Annotated in this window: 12 protein-coding genes; 6 read left to right on the top strand and 6 right to left on the bottom strand. The window is 70.9% G+C overall.

The genetic code is table 11. The features are described from left to right. Nucleotides 1-2: 2 nt before the first annotated feature. Nucleotides 3-2,240 carry a catalase/peroxidase HPI gene (gene katG / locus QFZ74_RS00800; protein WP_307618834.1) on the bottom strand — a complete coding sequence of 746 codons (2,238 nt, stop codon included), beginning with the start codon at nt 2,238-2,240 and terminating at the stop codon, nt 3-5. 50 nt (nt 2,241-2,290) lie between these two features. Continuing rightward, a complete protein-coding gene (locus QFZ74_RS00795) occupies nt 2,291-2,728 on the bottom strand; it encodes a Fur family transcriptional regulator (RefSeq protein WP_307618833.1) in 438 nt (145 codons plus the stop codon). A 335-nt stretch (nt 2,729-3,063) separates the two neighbouring features. Between QFZ74_RS00795 and QFZ74_RS00790 the strand changes: the two genes are divergently transcribed. The 5 genes from QFZ74_RS00790 (at nt 3,064) to sbnA (ending at nt 12,250) form a co-directional block, all read left to right on the top strand. Continuing rightward, a complete protein-coding gene (locus QFZ74_RS00790) occupies nt 3,064-5,670 on the top strand; it encodes a Pls/PosA family non-ribosomal peptide synthetase (RefSeq protein ID WP_373462331.1) in 2,607 nt (868 codons plus the stop codon). A 13-nt stretch (nt 5,671-5,683) separates the two neighbouring features. Then, a complete protein-coding gene (locus QFZ74_RS00785) occupies nt 5,684-8,980 on the top strand; it encodes an amino acid adenylation domain-containing protein (protein WP_307618832.1) in 3,297 nt (1,098 codons plus the stop codon). A gap of 71 nt (nt 8,981-9,051) precedes the next feature. Further along, nucleotides 9,052-10,056 (top strand): TauD/TfdA family dioxygenase, encoded by a 1,005-nt coding sequence (locus tag QFZ74_RS00780; RefSeq protein ID WP_307618831.1) that lies wholly within the window; start codon nt 9,052-9,054, stop codon nt 10,054-10,056. Next, nucleotides 10,053-11,123, top strand: coding sequence for a 2,3-diaminopropionate biosynthesis protein SbnB (sbnB, locus tag QFZ74_RS00775; RefSeq protein WP_307618830.1), 1,071 nt, complete (start codon nt 10,053-10,055; stop codon nt 11,121-11,123). Before QFZ74_RS00780 ends, sbnB begins: the two co-directional genes overlap by 4 nt. A gap of 32 nt (nt 11,124-11,155) precedes the next feature. After that, complete coding sequence (gene sbnA, locus QFZ74_RS00770; protein WP_307618829.1) at nt 11,156-12,250, top strand: 2,3-diaminopropionate biosynthesis protein SbnA; 1,095 nt, start codon at nt 11,156-11,158, stop codon at nt 12,248-12,250. Between the two features lie 29 nt (nt 12,251-12,279). On the opposite strand, the gene QFZ74_RS00765 is transcribed toward sbnA, so the two are convergent. Further along, nucleotides 12,280-13,476, bottom strand: coding sequence for an AI-2E family transporter (locus QFZ74_RS00765; protein ID WP_373462457.1), 1,197 nt, complete (start codon nt 13,474-13,476; stop codon nt 12,280-12,282). A gap of 203 nt (nt 13,477-13,679) precedes the next feature. Here QFZ74_RS00765 and QFZ74_RS00760 point away from each other — a divergent pair, with 203 nt between their 5' ends. Beyond that, a complete protein-coding gene (locus QFZ74_RS00760; RefSeq protein WP_307618827.1) occupies nt 13,680-14,090 on the top strand; it encodes a hypothetical protein in 411 nt (136 codons plus the stop codon). On the opposite strand, the gene QFZ74_RS00755 is transcribed toward QFZ74_RS00760, so the two are convergent. The 3 genes from QFZ74_RS00755 to QFZ74_RS00745 are packed head-to-tail and all read right to left on the bottom strand — an operon-like array spanning nt 14,065 to nt 15,754. Then, nucleotides 14,065-14,595 carry a DUF488 family protein gene (locus tag QFZ74_RS00755; protein WP_307618826.1) on the bottom strand — a complete coding sequence of 177 codons (531 nt, stop codon included), beginning with the start codon at nt 14,593-14,595 and terminating at the stop codon, nt 14,065-14,067. The genes QFZ74_RS00760 and QFZ74_RS00755 overlap by 26 nt on opposite strands. Before the next feature lie 31 nt (nt 14,596-14,626). Beyond that, nucleotides 14,627-14,839, bottom strand: a complete 213-nt coding sequence (locus tag QFZ74_RS00750; RefSeq protein ID WP_307618825.1) for a DUF2945 domain-containing protein — start codon at nt 14,837-14,839, stop codon at nt 14,627-14,629. A gap of 51 nt (nt 14,840-14,890) precedes the next feature. Then, nucleotides 14,891-15,754: a Rieske 2Fe-2S domain-containing protein gene (locus tag QFZ74_RS00745; RefSeq protein ID WP_307618824.1), complete on the bottom strand. Its 864-nt coding sequence runs from the start codon at nt 15,752-15,754 to the stop codon at nt 14,891-14,893. Nucleotides 15,755-15,991 lie beyond the last annotated feature (237 nt).

The raw sequence follows: 15,991 nt of genomic DNA, 5'->3' as shown, positions 1-15,991 counted from the left end.
CGTCAGTCCCGGTGCAGGTCGAACCGGTCGAGGTTCATGACCTTGTGCCACGCCGCGACGAAGTCGTTCACGAACTTCTCCTTCGCGTCGTCGCAGGCGTAGAACTCGGCGAGCGCGCGCAGCTCGGAGTTCGATCCGAAGGCGAGGTCGACGCGGCTGCCGGTCCACCTGACCTTGCCCGTGGCGGCGTCCCGACCCTCGAAGGTGTGCTCGTCCTGCGAGGTCGGCTCCCACTTCGTCCCCATGTCGAGCAGGTTGACGAAGAAGTCGTTGGTCAGGACCCCGGGGGTCTCGGTCAGCACACCGAGCGAGGACTGCTGGTAGTTGGCGCCCAGGACGCGCAGGCCACCGACCAGGACCGTCATCTCGGGGGCGCTCAGCGTCAGCAGGTTCGAGCGGTCGACCAGCAGGTACTCGGCCGGGAGCCGGGTGCCCTTGCCGACGTAGTTGCGGAACCCGTCGGCGCGCGGCTCCAGCGGCTCGAAGGACGCCACGTCGGTGTCCTCCTGCGTCGCGTCGACGCGGCCCGGCGTGAACGGCACCTGGATGCCGAAGCCGCCGGCCTTGGCCGCGTGCTCGACGGCCGCGGCGCCCGCGAGGACGATCAGGTCGGCGAGCGAGACCCGCTTGTCGCCGGTCTGGGCGGCGTTGAAGTCCTGCTGGATGCCTTCCAGGACGCGCAGCACCGAGGCCAGCTCGTCGGGCTCGTTGACCTCCCAGCCGCGCTGCGGCTCCAGCCGGACGCGCGCGCCGTTCGCGCCGCCGCGCTTGTCGCTGCCGCGGAACGAGGAGGCCGACGCCCACGCCGTGTACACCAGCCGGGACACCGGGACGCCCGAGGCGAGGACCCGCTCCTTGAGCGTCGCGATGTCCTGGTCGTCGATGAGCTCGAACGTCCGCGGCGGCAGCGGGTCCTGCCACGGCAGCGGCTGGGCCGGGACCTCCGGGCCGAGGTAGCGCACGATCGGGCCCATGTCGCGGTGGGTCAGCTTGAACCAGGCGCGGGCGAACGCGTCCGCGAACTCCTCGGGGTGCTCCAGGAAGTGCCGGGAGATCGGCCCGTAGATCGGGTCGAAGCGCAGCGACAGGTCGGTCGTGAGCATGACCGGATAGCGCCGGACGTCAGGGTTGTGCGGGTCGGGGACCGTGCCCGCACCGGCGTTGTCCTTCGGCCGCCACTGCCAGGCGCCCGCGGGGCTCTTGAACTTCTCCCACTCGTAGCCGAACAGCGTCTTGAAGAAGCCGTTGTCCCAGGTCACCGGGGTGGAGTTCCAGATGCCTTCCAGGCCGCTGGTGATGGTGTCGTCGCCGTCACCGGTGCCGTAGGAGTTCTTCCAGCCCAGGCCCTGCTCCTGCAGCGGGGCCGCCTCGGGGGCCGGGCCGAGGTAGCTGTCGGGGGCCGCGCCGTGGGTCTTGCCGAAGGTGTGGCCGCCCGCGATGAGGGCGACGGTCTCCTCGTCGTTCATCGCCATCCGGTGGAACGTCTCCCGGATGTCGCGGGCCGCGGCGATCGGGTCCGGGTTGCCGTTCGGGCCCTCCGGGTTGACGTAGATGAGGCCCATCTGGACGGCCGCGAGCGGCTGCTCCAGATCACGGTCGCCGGTGTAGCGCTCGTCGCCGAGCCAGGTGGTCTCGGGGCCCCAGTAGACGTCCTCGTCGGACTCCCAGGCATCGATGCGGCCGCCGCCGTAGCCGAAGGTCTTGAAGCCCATCGTCTCCAGGGCGACGTTGCCGGCGAGGATCATGAGGTCGGCCCAGGACAGGGCGTTGCCGTACTTCTTCTTGACCGGCCACAGCAGGCGGCGGGCCTTGTCGAGGTTCGCGTTGTCCGGCCAGCTGTTGAGCGGGGCGAAGCGCTGCTGGCCCGTGTCACCGCCACCACGGCCGTCGCCGATCCGGTAGGTGCCCGAACTGTGCCAGGCCATGCGGATGATCAGCGGACCGTAATGGCCGAAGTCGGCCGGCCACCACTCCTGCGAGGTCGTCAGCACCTCGGCGATGTCCTGCTTGACCGCCGGGAAATCGAGCGTGTTGAAAGCCTCGGCGTAGTCGAAGTCCGGGGCGAGCGGATTGGCCACGGCCGGGTTCTGGGCGAGGATCTTCAGGTTGAGCCGGTCCGGCCACCACTGACGGTTGCCGCCGCCCTGTGTCGGATAGGGCATGCGCCCGTGCATGACCGGGCAGCCACCTCCCTCCGTCGTCGTGTCGCTCTCGACGATCGCCTCATGGTTCTCAGACATGGGAATCCTTCCGAACGGGGCAGATCACACGTTGCTCAGGAACTTGTTGCTCAGGAACTTTGAGGGGTGGAACATCCGGGGCAGGTGCCCCAGTAGGTGACCTCGGCCTCGTCGATCGAGAAGCCGTGGTCCTCGGACGGGGTCAGACAGGGGGCCCGTCCGATCGCACAGTCCACGTCCGTGACGGCGCCGCAGGAGCGGCACACGACGTGGTGGTGGTTGTCGCCCACGCGTCCTTCGAAGCGGGCCGGACTGCCGGCCGGTTCGATGCGGCGTATGAGCCCCGCCGCGGTCAGCGCGTGAAGGGCCTCGTAGACGGCCTGGAGCGAGATGTGGCCGACGCGGCCGCGCACCCCGGAGGCGATCGCCTCGACTCCGAGGTGGTCACCGCCCCGGACGGTCTCCAGCAGCGCGACACGAGCGGCCGTCACTCGCAGGCCTGCACCGCGCAGCTCCTCGGCAGTGGTCGGAGTCTGGTCTGCGGTCATGTCCCGAACCTACTCCCCTCGACACCCGAACGGTATAAAAAAGCGAATCATTCAAGTCTGTGGCGCGCAAGCGAAACGCCGTCCTTGATCCCGGCGGCGGCGCAGAGGCCCCACCGGGCCGGGCCGGCCCGCCATACGGGTGATCCCTGCGACGCCCCCGCCCGGCGCGGAGCCAGGCAATTCCCGGCCCGTCGGCACCGGGGTCGCGCACCGTGATCGGCTCGGAGTGGCACCCCGACGGCGGTCGGCCGACACTGAAACCCGCGGTTCGTGATCAGGGAAGAGCGCTCAGTCCCGTGACTGGTCGCCGCAAACGCCCTCCAGGAGGTCGAACGGTGGAGCACCCCTCCGAGGTCCACATATCCGGGCCGGACGAGACCGTTTCCGGGCCGGACGAAGCCGTCGGCGAAAAACTCGCCGAAGTCCTGGCCGACGTGACCCGCGTCGAACGGGTCCCCGTCGACAGCCACTTCTTCGACGACCTCGGTGCCAACTCCCTGGTGATGGCCCAGTTCTGCGCACGGCTGCGGAAGCGTCCTGACCTGCCGTCCCCGTCCATCAAGGACATCTACCGCAACCCCACGATCCGGAGCCTCGCGACCGCGCTCGCGGCGACGACGCCCGCGACAACCCCCGCGACCGCCGCGGACCCGGCACGCCCGGCACAGCCCGCCGCGCCGACGACACCCGAGGCCCCGGCCCCGACGTCGAGACGGCTGGCGTACGTCCTCTGCGGAACCTTCCAACTCCTCGCGTTCCTGGCCTACTCGGGTGCGGCGGGACTGGTCACCGCACGCGGGTACGCATGGGTCGCCGCCGGTTCGGGCGCGCTCGACATCTACCTGCGCTCGCTGCTCTTCGGCAGCGTCGGGTTCGTCGCGCTGTGCGTGTTCCCCGTCCTCGCCAAGTGGCTGCTGGTGGGCCGCTGGAAGACGGGCGTGTTCCCCGTCTGGGGAGTGGCGTACATGCGGTTCTGGCTCGTCAAGGTCCTGATCCACGCCAACCCGATGATCCTGTTCATCGGCAACCCGCTGTACGTGCTCTACCTGCGGGCCCTGGGTGCGCGCGTCGGCAAGGGCGTCACGATCCTCACCCACACCGTCCCGGTCTGCACCGACCTGCTCACGATCGGCTCCGGCACGGTGATCCGCAAGGACTCGTTCCTCCTGTGCTACCGGGCGCACGCGGGACGGATCCAGACCGGCCGGATCACGCTCGGCCGCGACGTGTTCATCGGGGAGAAGACCGTCCTCGACATCGACACGTGGATGGGCGACGGAGCCCAGCTCGGCCACTCCTCCGCCCTGTACCGCGGCCAGCGGGTCCCGGCCGGCGAGCACTGGCACGGCTGCCCGGCCGAGCCCACGCAGGTCGACTACGTCAGGGTCGCGCCCGCGAGCTGCGGCGGCGCCCGCCGGACCTGGTTCGCCCTGGGCACCCTGCTCCAACTTCTCCTGCTGTACGTGCCGCTGGGCGTCGGCGGGATGTACATGCTGTTCACCGAGGTACCGGCGGTCGGCGACCGGCTGGGCCCCGGCGCGGCCGGACTCACCGCGTGGGCGCTGATCGACGACGCCCTGATCCTGTCCGCCGTGCTCTTCTTCGGCTTCGTGATCCTCGGCCTCGCCGCGCTGTTCACCCTCCCGCGGCTGATGAACCTGGTCATCGAGCCCGACCGGGTCTACCCGCTCTACGGGTTCCACTACGCGGTGCAGCGGGCTGTGGCGCGCATGACGAACATCAAGTTCTTCGCCTGGCTCTTCGGCGACAGCTCCTACATCGTCTACTACCTGCGCGGCCTCGGCTACGACCTGTCCCACGTCGAGCAGACCGGCTCCAACTTCGGCACCGAGGTGCAGCACGAGAGCCCCTACCTGGTCTCGGTCGGCCGGGGCACGATGGTGGCCGACGGACTGTCCGTCATGAACGCCGAGTTCTCCAGCACCTCCTTCCGCCTCTCGCGGACCTCGATCGGCTCGCACAGCTTCCTCGGCAACAACATCGCCTACCCGGCGGGCGGCAGGACCGGCGACAACTGCCTGCTCGCGACGAAGGTGATGGTCCCGCTCGACGGCGAGATCCGCGAGGGCGTCGGACTGCTCGGCTCGCCCTGCTTCGAGATCCCGCGGACGGTGGAGCGCGACACCCGGTTCGACGACCTCAGGGCCGGCGACACCCTGCGCCGCCGGCTCGCGGCGAAGAACCGCTACAACCTCCGCTCGATGGCCGTGATGCTGTGCGCGCGCTGGCTGCACACCTTCGCGCTCACCCTGTTCGCCCTCGCCTGCGTCGACCTGTACGGCGTGGTCGGCAACGTGGTCATCGCCGCGTACCTCGCGGTCACGCTCGCGTTCTCCACCCTCTACTACGTCCTGCTGGAACGCGCCATCGCCTCCTTCCGCCGGCTGAGCCCGAAGCTGTGCTCCATCTACGAGCCGTACTTCTGGTGGCACGAGCGCCTGTGGAAGATCCCGGACGAGCACTTCAACCTGTACAACGGCACCCCCTTCAAAAGCCTGATCTGGCGGCTGCTGGGCGTGCGCATCGGCGCCAGGGTGTTCGACGACGGCTGCTACCTCACGGAGCGGACACTCACCACCATCGGCGACGAGTGCACCCTCAACGCCGGCAGCAAGATCCAGTGCCACTCGCAGGAGGACGGCACCTTCAAGTCCGACGCCAGCACGCTCGGCGACGGCTGCACGCTCGGCGTCGGCTCGCATGTGCACTACGGCGTGACGATGGGCGACCGGGCCGTCCTGGCACCCGACTCCTTCCTGATGAAGGGCGAGGAGGTCCCCCCGGACGCATGGTGGGGCGGAAACCCCGCCGCGGATCTGCCGGACGCCCCGGAGCAGGCTCTCGCCGCCGGGCCGGCGGCGAAGGCGGCAAGAGCGACACCCCTGACCCAGCCCGACGGCGCCGCGGCGTCGCTGAGTTGAGGAGGGCCATTCGATGGGAGCGCGTGTGGAAGCGGACCGGGAGTTCTGGGGCCGTGTGCTGACCGCCGGCGGGTTCACCGCGGCGCCACGGTGGGTGCGCGAGCCGGTGGCGGCAGCGGCCGGAGTGCCCCGCGTGGCCGAGTACGAGGCGGCCGTGCCGGACGACGTCGCGGGCGAAGTACGCGAACTGGCACGGGAGTTGCGGGTACCCGTGAGCTCCGTGCTGCTGGCCGCCCACGCCAGGGTGCTGGCCGCGCTCTCCGGCGAGCAGGAGGTCGTCACCGGTTACGCCGCCGGGAGCCGCAGCCGCCCGTTGCCCTGCCGGCTCACCGTCGAACCGGGCTCCTGGCGCGCGCTGGTCGCCGAGGCCGACCGCGTCGAGTCCGAGCTGCTGGAGCACCAGGAGTGCCCGGTGGACGAACTGCGCCGCGAACTGGGCGTGTCGGGGCCCTCGTACGAGATCGAGTTCGACCCGGCCGGCAACGAGCGCGGGCTCGTCGACGACGCCGCGCTCGGCGTGGGCTGGAGCGACGGTGGCGGCCGGCTGGTGATGCGGCTGCGCTACCGCAGGCAGGTGCTGGACGCCGAGTGCGTGGCCCGCATCGGCGGCTACCACGTGGCCGCGCTGCGCTCGATGGCGGCCGACGTCGACGCCGACCACTCCCGGCAGAGCCTGCTCTCGGCCGACGAGGTGCGCGAACAGCTCGAAGGGCTCGCCGGTCCCCACCGGGCACTGCCCCCGGTGCGGGCGCACGAGCTGTTCGAGCAGCGGGTACGCGAGCACCCGCAGGCCCTCGCCGCGGTGCACGGCACGCGGCAGTGGACGTACCAGGAACTCAACGCGCGCGCCAACCGGTTGGCGCGGGCGCTGCTGGAGCGGGGCGTCGGCCGCGAGGACGTCGTCGCCGTGGTCACCGAACGCGGCCTCGACTGGCTGGCCGCGACGCTCGCCGTCCTCAAGGCGGGCGCCGTCTACCTGCCGATCGAACCGCACTTCCCCGCGGGCCGCATCGAGGCAACGTTGTCGCGGGCCGGATGCCGCGTCGTGCTGAGCGAACCCGGCAGCACCGACACCCTCGACCAGGCCCTCGACGCCCTGCCCCAGACGCGCCGGGTCCTGATCGGCGAGGCGTACGCGGAGCAGCACGCGGACGGCGACGTCGGGGTGCGGGTCGGCGCCGACCAGCTCGCCTACATCTACTTCACCTCCGGCTCCACCGGCGCGCCCAAGGGCGCCATGTGCGAGCACGCGGGCATGCTCAACCACCTCCACGCCAAGATCGACGACCTGGGCATCACCCGGGGGACCGTGGTGGCGCAGACGGCCCCGCAGTGCTTCGACATCTCCCTGTGGCAGCTGATCTCCGCGCTGCTGGTCGGCGGGCGCACCCTCCTGATCGCGCAGGACGTCATCACCGACGTGGAGCGGTTCGTCGACACGCTCGTACGCGAACGGGCCGGCGTCGTCCAGGTCGTCCCCTCCTATCTGGAGGTGGTGGTCTCCTACCTGGAGAAGCACCCCCGCGACCTGCCCGACCTGCGCTGCGTGTCCGTCACCGGCGAGGCGCTCAAACGGGAGCTGGTCCAGCGCTGGTTCGCGATCCAGCCCGGCATCAAGCTGGTCAACGCCTACGGCCTGACCGAGACGTCGGACGACACCAACCACGAGGTCATGGACGCGGTGCCCGAACGCGTCCTGCTCGGCCGGGCCGTAGGCAACGTGCGCGTGTACGTCGTCGACGAACAACTGGCCCTGGTCCCGCTGGGCGCCCCCGGTCTGATCGCCTTCTCCGGCGTCTGCGTCGGGCGGGGCTACGTCAACGACCCCGAACGCACCCGCGAGGCGTACCGCGAGGACCCCTACCGGCCCGGCGAACGGCTCTACCTCGGCGGCGACTGGGGACGCTGGCACCCCGGCGGCAAGCTGGAGTTCCTCGGCCGCCGGGACAACCAGGTCAAGATCCGCGGCTTCCGCATCGAGACCGGCGAGATCGAGAACACCCTGCTGCGCGTGGACGGCGTACGCGACGCCGCGGTCGTCATCGCCGAGCAGGCCGGCGACAACAAGCACCTCGTCGCCTTCTACAGCGGCGACCGCAAGCAGGCGGACGAGCTGCACGACGCGCTCGCCGCCGTCCTGCCCGCCTACATGGTCCCCTCGGCCTTCCACTGGCAGGACGACCTGCCGCTGACCGCCAACGGCAAGATCGACCGCAAGGCCCTGACCGCACAGGCCCAGCGGACGCCGCCACCCGAGCAGGACACCGCCGGCACGTCCGACGGCACACCGCTCACTCCGGGCGAGCGCCGACTGGCCGCCGTCTGGGCCGAGTTGCTCGGCATCCCCGAGCACCGCATCGGCCGGCACGACCACTTCTTCGAGCGCGGCGGCACCTCCCTGACCGCGGTGAAGCTCACCATCGCCCTGGACCGCGCCGTGTCCCTGAAGGACATCACCCGGCACCCCGTCCTCGCCGACCTCGCCGAACTCCTCGACGGCAGCGCCCGGCAGCGCCCCGAGCTGCTCCAGCCGCTGTCGGACACCGGCGCCGCCGCCGAGCGCGCCCTGGTCTGCTTCCCCTACGCGGGCGGCAACGCGGTCAACTACCAGCCGATGGCCAGCGCGTTGGCGGACAGCGGCATCGCGGTGTACGCCGTGGACCTGCCCGGACACGACCTCGCCACGCGCAACGAGCCGTTCGCGTCGATCGAGCAGGTCGTGGAGCAGGTCACCGCCGAGATCACCGCACGTGGCCTGACCGGGGTCATGGTGTGGGGCCACTCCTCGGGGTGCGCGCCCGCCGTGGCCACGGCCCGGAAACTCGAGCAACTCGGCGTGCACGTCACCCGGTTGTTCCTCGCCGCCCAGCTGCTCGGCACCGCCGCCGACCGGGACGCCGCGCTCACCGAGCTGACCGGCCGCAGCGACGCCGACATCGCGACCCGGCTCACCGCCGACAGCGGCTACACCGAACTCGCGGAACTCAACGCCCAGCACGCCGAGCACGTCGGCGCCGCCTACCGGCACGACTGCGTCCTGGCGCACCGCTACTTCCGCGACGCCCTGCACACTCCGCCCGCGGTACGGCTGACCGCGCCGGTCACGGTGATCGCCGCTGCCGACGACCCCCACACGTCCGGCTACGCCGAACGCCACCGCGACTGGCGGCTGTTCGCCGACCAGGTGGAGCTGCACGAACTCCCCGACGGCGGCCACCACTTCCTGCGCACGCGCCCCGCCGAAGCCGCACGGGCCGTCCTCGCCGCCGTCGAACCTCTCGGCGCCACCGAACCGCTGGCGTCCTCCTGAACGAACCGACCCCACCCCGCCCTCCGGCGGAGCAGTCCGCTGCTCCGGCGCAGCGACCGAAAGGAACCGAGATGTCGTCCTCGTCCCTGGCACCTCCGCTCGACGTGGAGCTCCGGCCGGACCGTCCCCCGGTCGTGCACGTCGAGTCTCCCGGTGATGCGGCGAGTTGGGCGGAGAAGCACCGCGAGGCCCTGCGCGCCCAGGTCGCCGAGCGCGGCGCGCTGCTCGTCCGCGGCCTGGAACTGCGCGACACCGCCCAGGCCGGAGCCGTCTTCGCGGCGCTCACCGATGCTCTGATGGCCGAGCGGGAGGCGTTCGCGCCCCGCGAGAGCCACGGGCCGGGGCTGTACTCGTCGACCACCTGGCCGGCCAACCAGCCGATGTGCATGCACCACGAGCTGAGCTACACCCTCGAGGTGCCCGGCCTCATGCTGTTCGCGTGTCTGACCGCGCCCGACGATGGCGGCGCCACGGCGGTCGCCGACGCGGAACAGGTGCTCCGCGCGCTGCCCGCCGAGCTGACCGAGCGCTTCGCGCGCGAGGGCTGGCTGCTGACCCGCAGCTACAACGACGAGATCGGGGCCTCCCTGGAGGAGTCGTTCGGCACCGACGACCCCGCCGCCATCGAGCGCTACTGCCGCGAGAACGCCATCGACTTCACCTGGCAGCCCGACGGGTCCCTGCGCACCCGGCAGCGCCGCAGCGCCGTCCTGCCGCACCCGGTCACCGGCCGGCCCTGCTGGTTCAACCAGGTCGCGTTCCTCAACCAGTGGACGCTCGCCCCCGAGGTCCGCGAGTACCTGGTGGACGAGTACGGCGAGGACGGCCTGCCGTTCAACACCCGCTACGGCGATGGCACCCCGATCGGTGAGGACGTCGTCCAGCTGCTCAACGCCACCTACGAGGAGCACACCCGCCGCGAGCCCTGGCAGGCCGGCGACCTGATGCTCGTCGACAACATCCGCACCGCCCACAGCAGGGAGCCGTACACCGGGGACCGCCAGGTGATCGTCGCCATGGCCGAGCCCCTGAACACGGCCGACTGCTGCCCGCCTGCGGAGGCGAGCCGACGATGAGCGATCTCCTGTCACCCGCAGGCGGGCGGGCCACGACCTCCCACTCCCCGGTGCCGGGCTTCGCGGTGATCTCCGGCGCCCAGGTGCAGGACGCGCTCCGCGGGCGCGAGAAGCAGCTCGTGGAGCTGGTCGAGGCCACCTACCGGCTGCACGGCGCCGGGGACTCGGTCAACCCGCCGTCGTACTTCCTGCGGTTCCCCGACCGTCCGACCTCGCGGATCATCGCCCTGCCGGCCTCCATCGGCGGGTCGGTCCACGTGGACGGACTGAAGTGGATCTCCAGCTTCCCGGACAACGTGGCCGACGGCCTGCCCCGCGCCTCCGCGGTCCTCATCCTCAACGATCCGGGCACCGGCTACCCGTTCGCCTGCCTGGAGAGCTCCATCATCAGCGCGACCAGGACCGCGGCGTCGGCCGCGCTGGCCGCGGACCGGCTGAGCCGGAACCGGACCCGGCCCACCCGCGTCGGCTTCTTCGGCACGGGCCTGATCGCCCGCTACATCCACACCTTCCTGGCCGGCACCGGCTGGACGTTCGACACGGTCGGCGTGCACGACGTCTCCGCCGAGTCCGCCGCCGGCTTCTCCGGCTACCTGGAGCAGTCCGGGGCCGCGGGACAGATCGTCGTCCACGACAGCGCCGAGGACCTGATCCGCTCCAGTGACCTGGTGGTCTTCGCCACCGTCGCGGGCAAGCCGCACGTCACCGACCCGGCGTGGTTCGACCACCACCCACTGGTCCTGCACGTGTCCCTGCGGGACCTCGCCCCCGAGATCCTGCTCGACTCGGCCAACTTCGTCGACGACGTCGAGCACTGCCTCAAGGCCGACACCTCCCCGCACCTGGCCGAACAGCTCACCGGCGGCCGCGCGTTCCTCGACGGCACGCTCGACGACGTCATGACCGGACGGGCGAGCGTCCCGGACGAGCGGACGGTGATCTTCTCGCCCTTCGGGCTCGGCGTCCTCGACCTCGCCGTCGGCAAGTACGTCTACGACGAAGCGGCACGGGCGGGACAGCTCCACCTCATCGACGACTTCTTCCACGACCTGCGCCGGTACGGCTGACGTCCCCCCAGCCTTGGTATCAGGAGGCCCCCGTGCCCGTCATATCCACCCCCCATGCGTTCAACGAGAGCCGGCTCTACGTCGACCTCCACCCGATCTTCGGGCGCCGTCTCTACTTGAAGTGCGAGGGTTTCAACTTCGCCGGCTCCATCAAGTTGAAGGCCGCGACCGAGATGGTGGAGACCGCCGAGCGCGACGGAACCCTGACACCGGACTCGATCCTGGTCGAGTCCTCCTCGGGAAACCTGGGTGTGGCCCTGAGCATGATCGCCGCGAGCAAGGGCTACCGGTTCCTGTGCGTCACGGACTCACGCTGCAACCTCTCGACCCGGCTGCTGATGGAGGCGCTGGGCAGCGAGGTGCACATCATCGCCGACCTGGACGCCAACGGCGGCTTCCTCGGCAAGCGGATCGACTACGTCCGCTCGCTGTGCGCCTCCGACGACCGCTACGTGTGGCTCAGCCAGTACACCAACGCCGGCAACTGGCGGGCCCACTACCGCACGACGGCCCCGGAGATCGCGGTCCAGTTCCCGCGCCTGGACGTGCTGTTCATCGGGGCCGGCACCACCGGCACCCTGATGGGCTGCGCGCGCTACTTCCGCGAGTGGCACCGGCCGGTGCGGATCGTCGCCGTGGACAGCGTGGGCTCGGTGGCCTTCGGCGGGCCGCCGGGACGCCGGATGATCCCCGGCCTCGGCATGAGCATGCGCCCGCCGCTCCTCGACGAGTCGTACGTCGACGAGGTGGTCCGGGTCGAGGAGGCGGACACCATCCGCACCTGCCACCGGCTGGCCCGCCGCGGCTTCCTGTTCGGCGGCTCCACCGGCACGGTCGTCAGCGGGGCGATGGACTGGCTGGAGCGGCAGTCCGACTCCGACGCGCTCACCGCGGTGGCCATCGCCCCCGACCTCGGCGAGCGCTACCTCGACACCATCTACCAGGTCAACTGGCTCCAGGACCTGTACGGCGACCACATCCTCGCCCCGGACACCGGCGTCCTCCTCGACACGGGCACGGACACGGGCACGGACATGGACACGGACGCCGGCGCCGGTCAGCTGCCCGTCGTCCCCGACGAGGCCGAGTCCGTGACGCGGGCGTCCAGCCGCCAGCGGCGGTCGTAGGGACGGCGTACGCAGCCGGACGCGTGGTGTCACGTCGGTGCTGTGCGCAGGGTGCGCAGCACCGCCCAGGCGACGGAGACGAAGGGCACCGCCACCACGGCGCCGATGACACCGGCCACGATGCTGCCCGCGATGACGGACAGGGCGACGACGAGCGGGTGGAGCCGCACAGCCCAGCTCATCACGAGCGGGTGCAGCACATGCCCCTCGATCTGGCCGATGACGATGATGAGCACGATCACGGCGGCGGCCGTCAGCGGACCCCGCCCGGCGAGGGCGACCACCGTGGCCACCGCGAGGGCCACCGGTGAGCCCACCAGCGGGATGAACGCGGCGAAGAACTCCAGCAGCGCCAGCGGGAGCGCGAGCGGCACCCGCAGCGCGAGCAGGGCGACACCCACGAGCACGGCGTTGGTGGCGGCCACGATGATGATGCCCCGGGTGTACCCGGCGAACGTGTTCCAGGCCACCCGTCCCGCCCGGTCCCAGACCGGCGCGGCCCGCTTGGGCAGCAGTTCCTCGCTCACCCAGTCCCACAGGCGCTCGCCGGAGTGGATGAAGAAGACGGACGAGAAGAGCGCGAGCACGGCACCGGTGATCAGCTCGATGGCCCTGCCGAGACCGCTGAGGGCGCTGCTGAGCAGGTTCGCCCGGTGCCTGCCGAGATAGTCCGTCACCTGGCGCTGCAGATCGGACAGTTTGCCGGGGCTGAGCCGGAACGGCGGATTCTGCAGCCACAGCTCGATCCGGTGGATGCCGCCGCGGAACTGGCTCGCCAGTTGCGCCGTCTCGCCCGCCACCACGTTGCCCACGAGAGCGAGCAGCCCCAGCAGGAGCACGATGCTGCCCACGAGCGCGACGGCGACGCTCAGCGAGCGCGGCATCACCCGGTCCAGCACGTCGGCGACCGGGTGCAGCACCGAGGTGATGACGAGCGCCAGGAACAGCGCCACGGCGATGAGATGGAAGCGGCCGAGGATGGCGAAGATGCCGTAGACGACGACGCCGACGAGGATGAGCCGCCACGCGTAGGCCGCGGCGACGCGCAGCCACGGCACCGTCCGCTCCGCCACCGTGGCCGCGGAGACCAGGGCGCGCGCCGCGTCACGCTGCGAGCGGCTGGTCGACGGGATCCGTACCGGACGCCCCGGCCGGCTGCCGAGGACCGCACCGCCCGGCCGTCGCCCACCCACCCGCCCCTCCGCCGGATCGCCCCCTTTGCCCACCACGTCGCCCGTCTCCGTCCCTCACGGCCTCACGGCCAGTCACGTCTAAGCACGGTATGGGCAAGCGGGGCGGCGTACCGGCTGCAACGCGCTGAACGAGTGAGCGCCCGTGCGCGGCCGGGGGTCTACAAAAGTGGGGCGGGACGCGATTGCCTTGTCTACGGTGCGTGCTGCGTGAGGGATCCGGGGGGGAAGGACGACCCATGGCGGAGGACACAGGGCCCGCGCTGAGCAGGCGCCGGGAGGTCGGCGAGGTCAGCGCGCGGTCGCTGCTGATGACCCTGCTCGGCGAGTACGTCCTGCCCAAGGGCACCCCCGTATGGACGTCCGCGCTGGTCGACGCGCTGGCCCTGTTCGGCGTCGAGGAGAAGTCCGCCTGCCAGGCGCTCGCCCGCACGGCGAAGGAGGGCCGGCCGGCCTCCGAGCGCAAAGGCCGCCGGGTGCGCTGGGCGCTGACCGGACCGGGCCGCCGGCTGCTGACCGAAGGAGCCCGGCGCATCTACGACTTCGGCACGGGGGAGCGCAAGGCGGGTTGCATCAAGGTCGCGTCGAGGTCGTGTAGGGGACCCGTACGCCGAGGCAGCCGGATCAGGCCTGCGGCGGCGGGTAGGTGAGGTGTCCTTCGTGGGCGCACGCGTTCTGGTTGAGGACCGCCGGCTTCGTCACCGTCGGCGACATGATGTGCTCGACGTCCGCGCCAGCCACGAGCAGCGCGTCGGTGATGAGCCTGCGGTGGCAGCGCCAGGGCACAGCCTCGCTGCACATGATGGCCGGCCGTTCGTGCTCGGCCAGTTCGAGCAGTTCGTCCAGGCCCTCGGCGAACTCGTCGGTCGCCATGTAGTCGGCGTAGTCGCGGAAGGCCTTGACCTGCCAGGCGCCGTTCTCGGTCGGCACTCCCTTGGGTGTGTGCCGGCGGCCGCCCAGCTTCGGGATCCACCGGTACCCGATGTCGGACGGCAGCGCGTCGACCAGCTCCGCCTGGTTCCAGTGCGGGAACTTGCGGGACGAGGGGAACGAGCGGACGTCGACGAGACACGTGATGTCGTTGTTGCGCAGCATCTCCAGCAACTCGTCGAAGTCGCGCGTCGAATGCCCCACCGTACAGATACGGTTCGTCATCCTGCCGCCTCGCAGCCCCGGGTCACCCGCCCTACACCTTGGTCAACGCGCTCCCCTTGTGCAGGGCGATGTGATCGGTCTTGTCGCTCTTGATCTCGTACTGCGGGTCGCTCGCGCTGCAGTGGTGGGTGTAGCCCTTGAACTCGACGTCCTTGGTGTGCTTCTTGGTGATGACGCCTTCGACGTATCCGGCCTCGGAGTTCCACCGCACGTGGTCTCCGACGGCGAACTGCTGCTGCACCATCGCCGCTCCCGGGGTTCGAGGGGAGTTGATGAACTCGGGGCTCTGTCGTGGTCAGGAAGCCGTCGCCGACCGGATGAACACCCGGCCGCTGTCGACCTTCACTTCCCAGCTCGGCTCCTCGACGGACGCCGGTCCGCGCTCGACCGCGCCGTCCTCGAGCCGGAAGACGCTGCCGTGCCACGGGCACTGGATGCAGTCGCCGTCCACGATCTTGCCCTCGTCGAGCGGGCCGCCCTCGTGGGTGCAGGTGGCGGAGAGCGCGTACACCTTCGCGTCCTTGACCGCCAGCACCACCGGCACCCCGCCGGCCGTGACGCGGTGGAGCGAACCCTCGCTCAGCTCGGACAGCGACGCGACGTCCGTCCAGTCGGTGACGGGCTCCTGGAACGCGGTGTGGTTGACGCCGATGCCCCGGACGTACGACAAGTGGCCGCCCAGGTAGGCCGTGCACACGGTGAGTCCGAGACTCACGGTGCTCAGGGCCACTCCCGTCCCGTGGCGGCCGCGCTTGCGGGCCAGCCAGGACGCCGCCTGCAGCATGGTCGCCGCCGCGTTGCCCGCGCCGTGCACGAAGCCGACGCGCTGCGTGGGACCGTAGGTGTCGGACCAGTCGCAGGCGCCGCTGAGCGCGGTCGGGACCGTGGTGAGCACCCCCAGCCCGATCAGACGACGCGCTGCCGTCGCGCCCGCCCGGCCGGCGGTGGCGTCCAGGGCCGAAGCCATGACGAACGCCCCGATGGGCAGGTCGGTGAGGACGGGATGCAGCGCATGCCCGAGCCATGTGCCCGACAGGGTGTTCTTGATCAGTTCGGGTTGCGTCGCGCGGTTCACCAGACCTGCGGCCTTGCCACAGATGCCGTCGAGCGCGCGCATGTCGTCGATCTGCCGGATAGCGTCTTCAATCAGCTTCCGCATGGGGGTCGCTCCTCGTCGAGGAATGGACAGGAGGAGTGGCTTCCTGGGCACTGCCAGCCCATGTTCTCACGGGGCCCAGAGCCCAGCCACTTCGCGCATGTCACCGCGCTGAACAGGGAGTTCGCTGCCCAGTGCGGCCACTGTGCGCTGCCGGTTCTGTTCTTCTCACCCTGGCGAGAGCGATCATGCGGAACCCGCGGGATGCGGGCGGTCTCCGTTTGAAACGCCGGGGACGCG

Origin of the sequence: Streptomyces sp. V3I7 (assembly GCF_030817495.1) — a bacterium.
In the GTDB taxonomy this organism is placed as follows: Bacteria; Actinomycetota; Actinomycetes; order Streptomycetales; family Streptomycetaceae; genus Streptomyces.
Note: the sequence above shows the minus strand (reverse complement) of the source record. Positions and strands in the feature narration are given on the sequence as shown.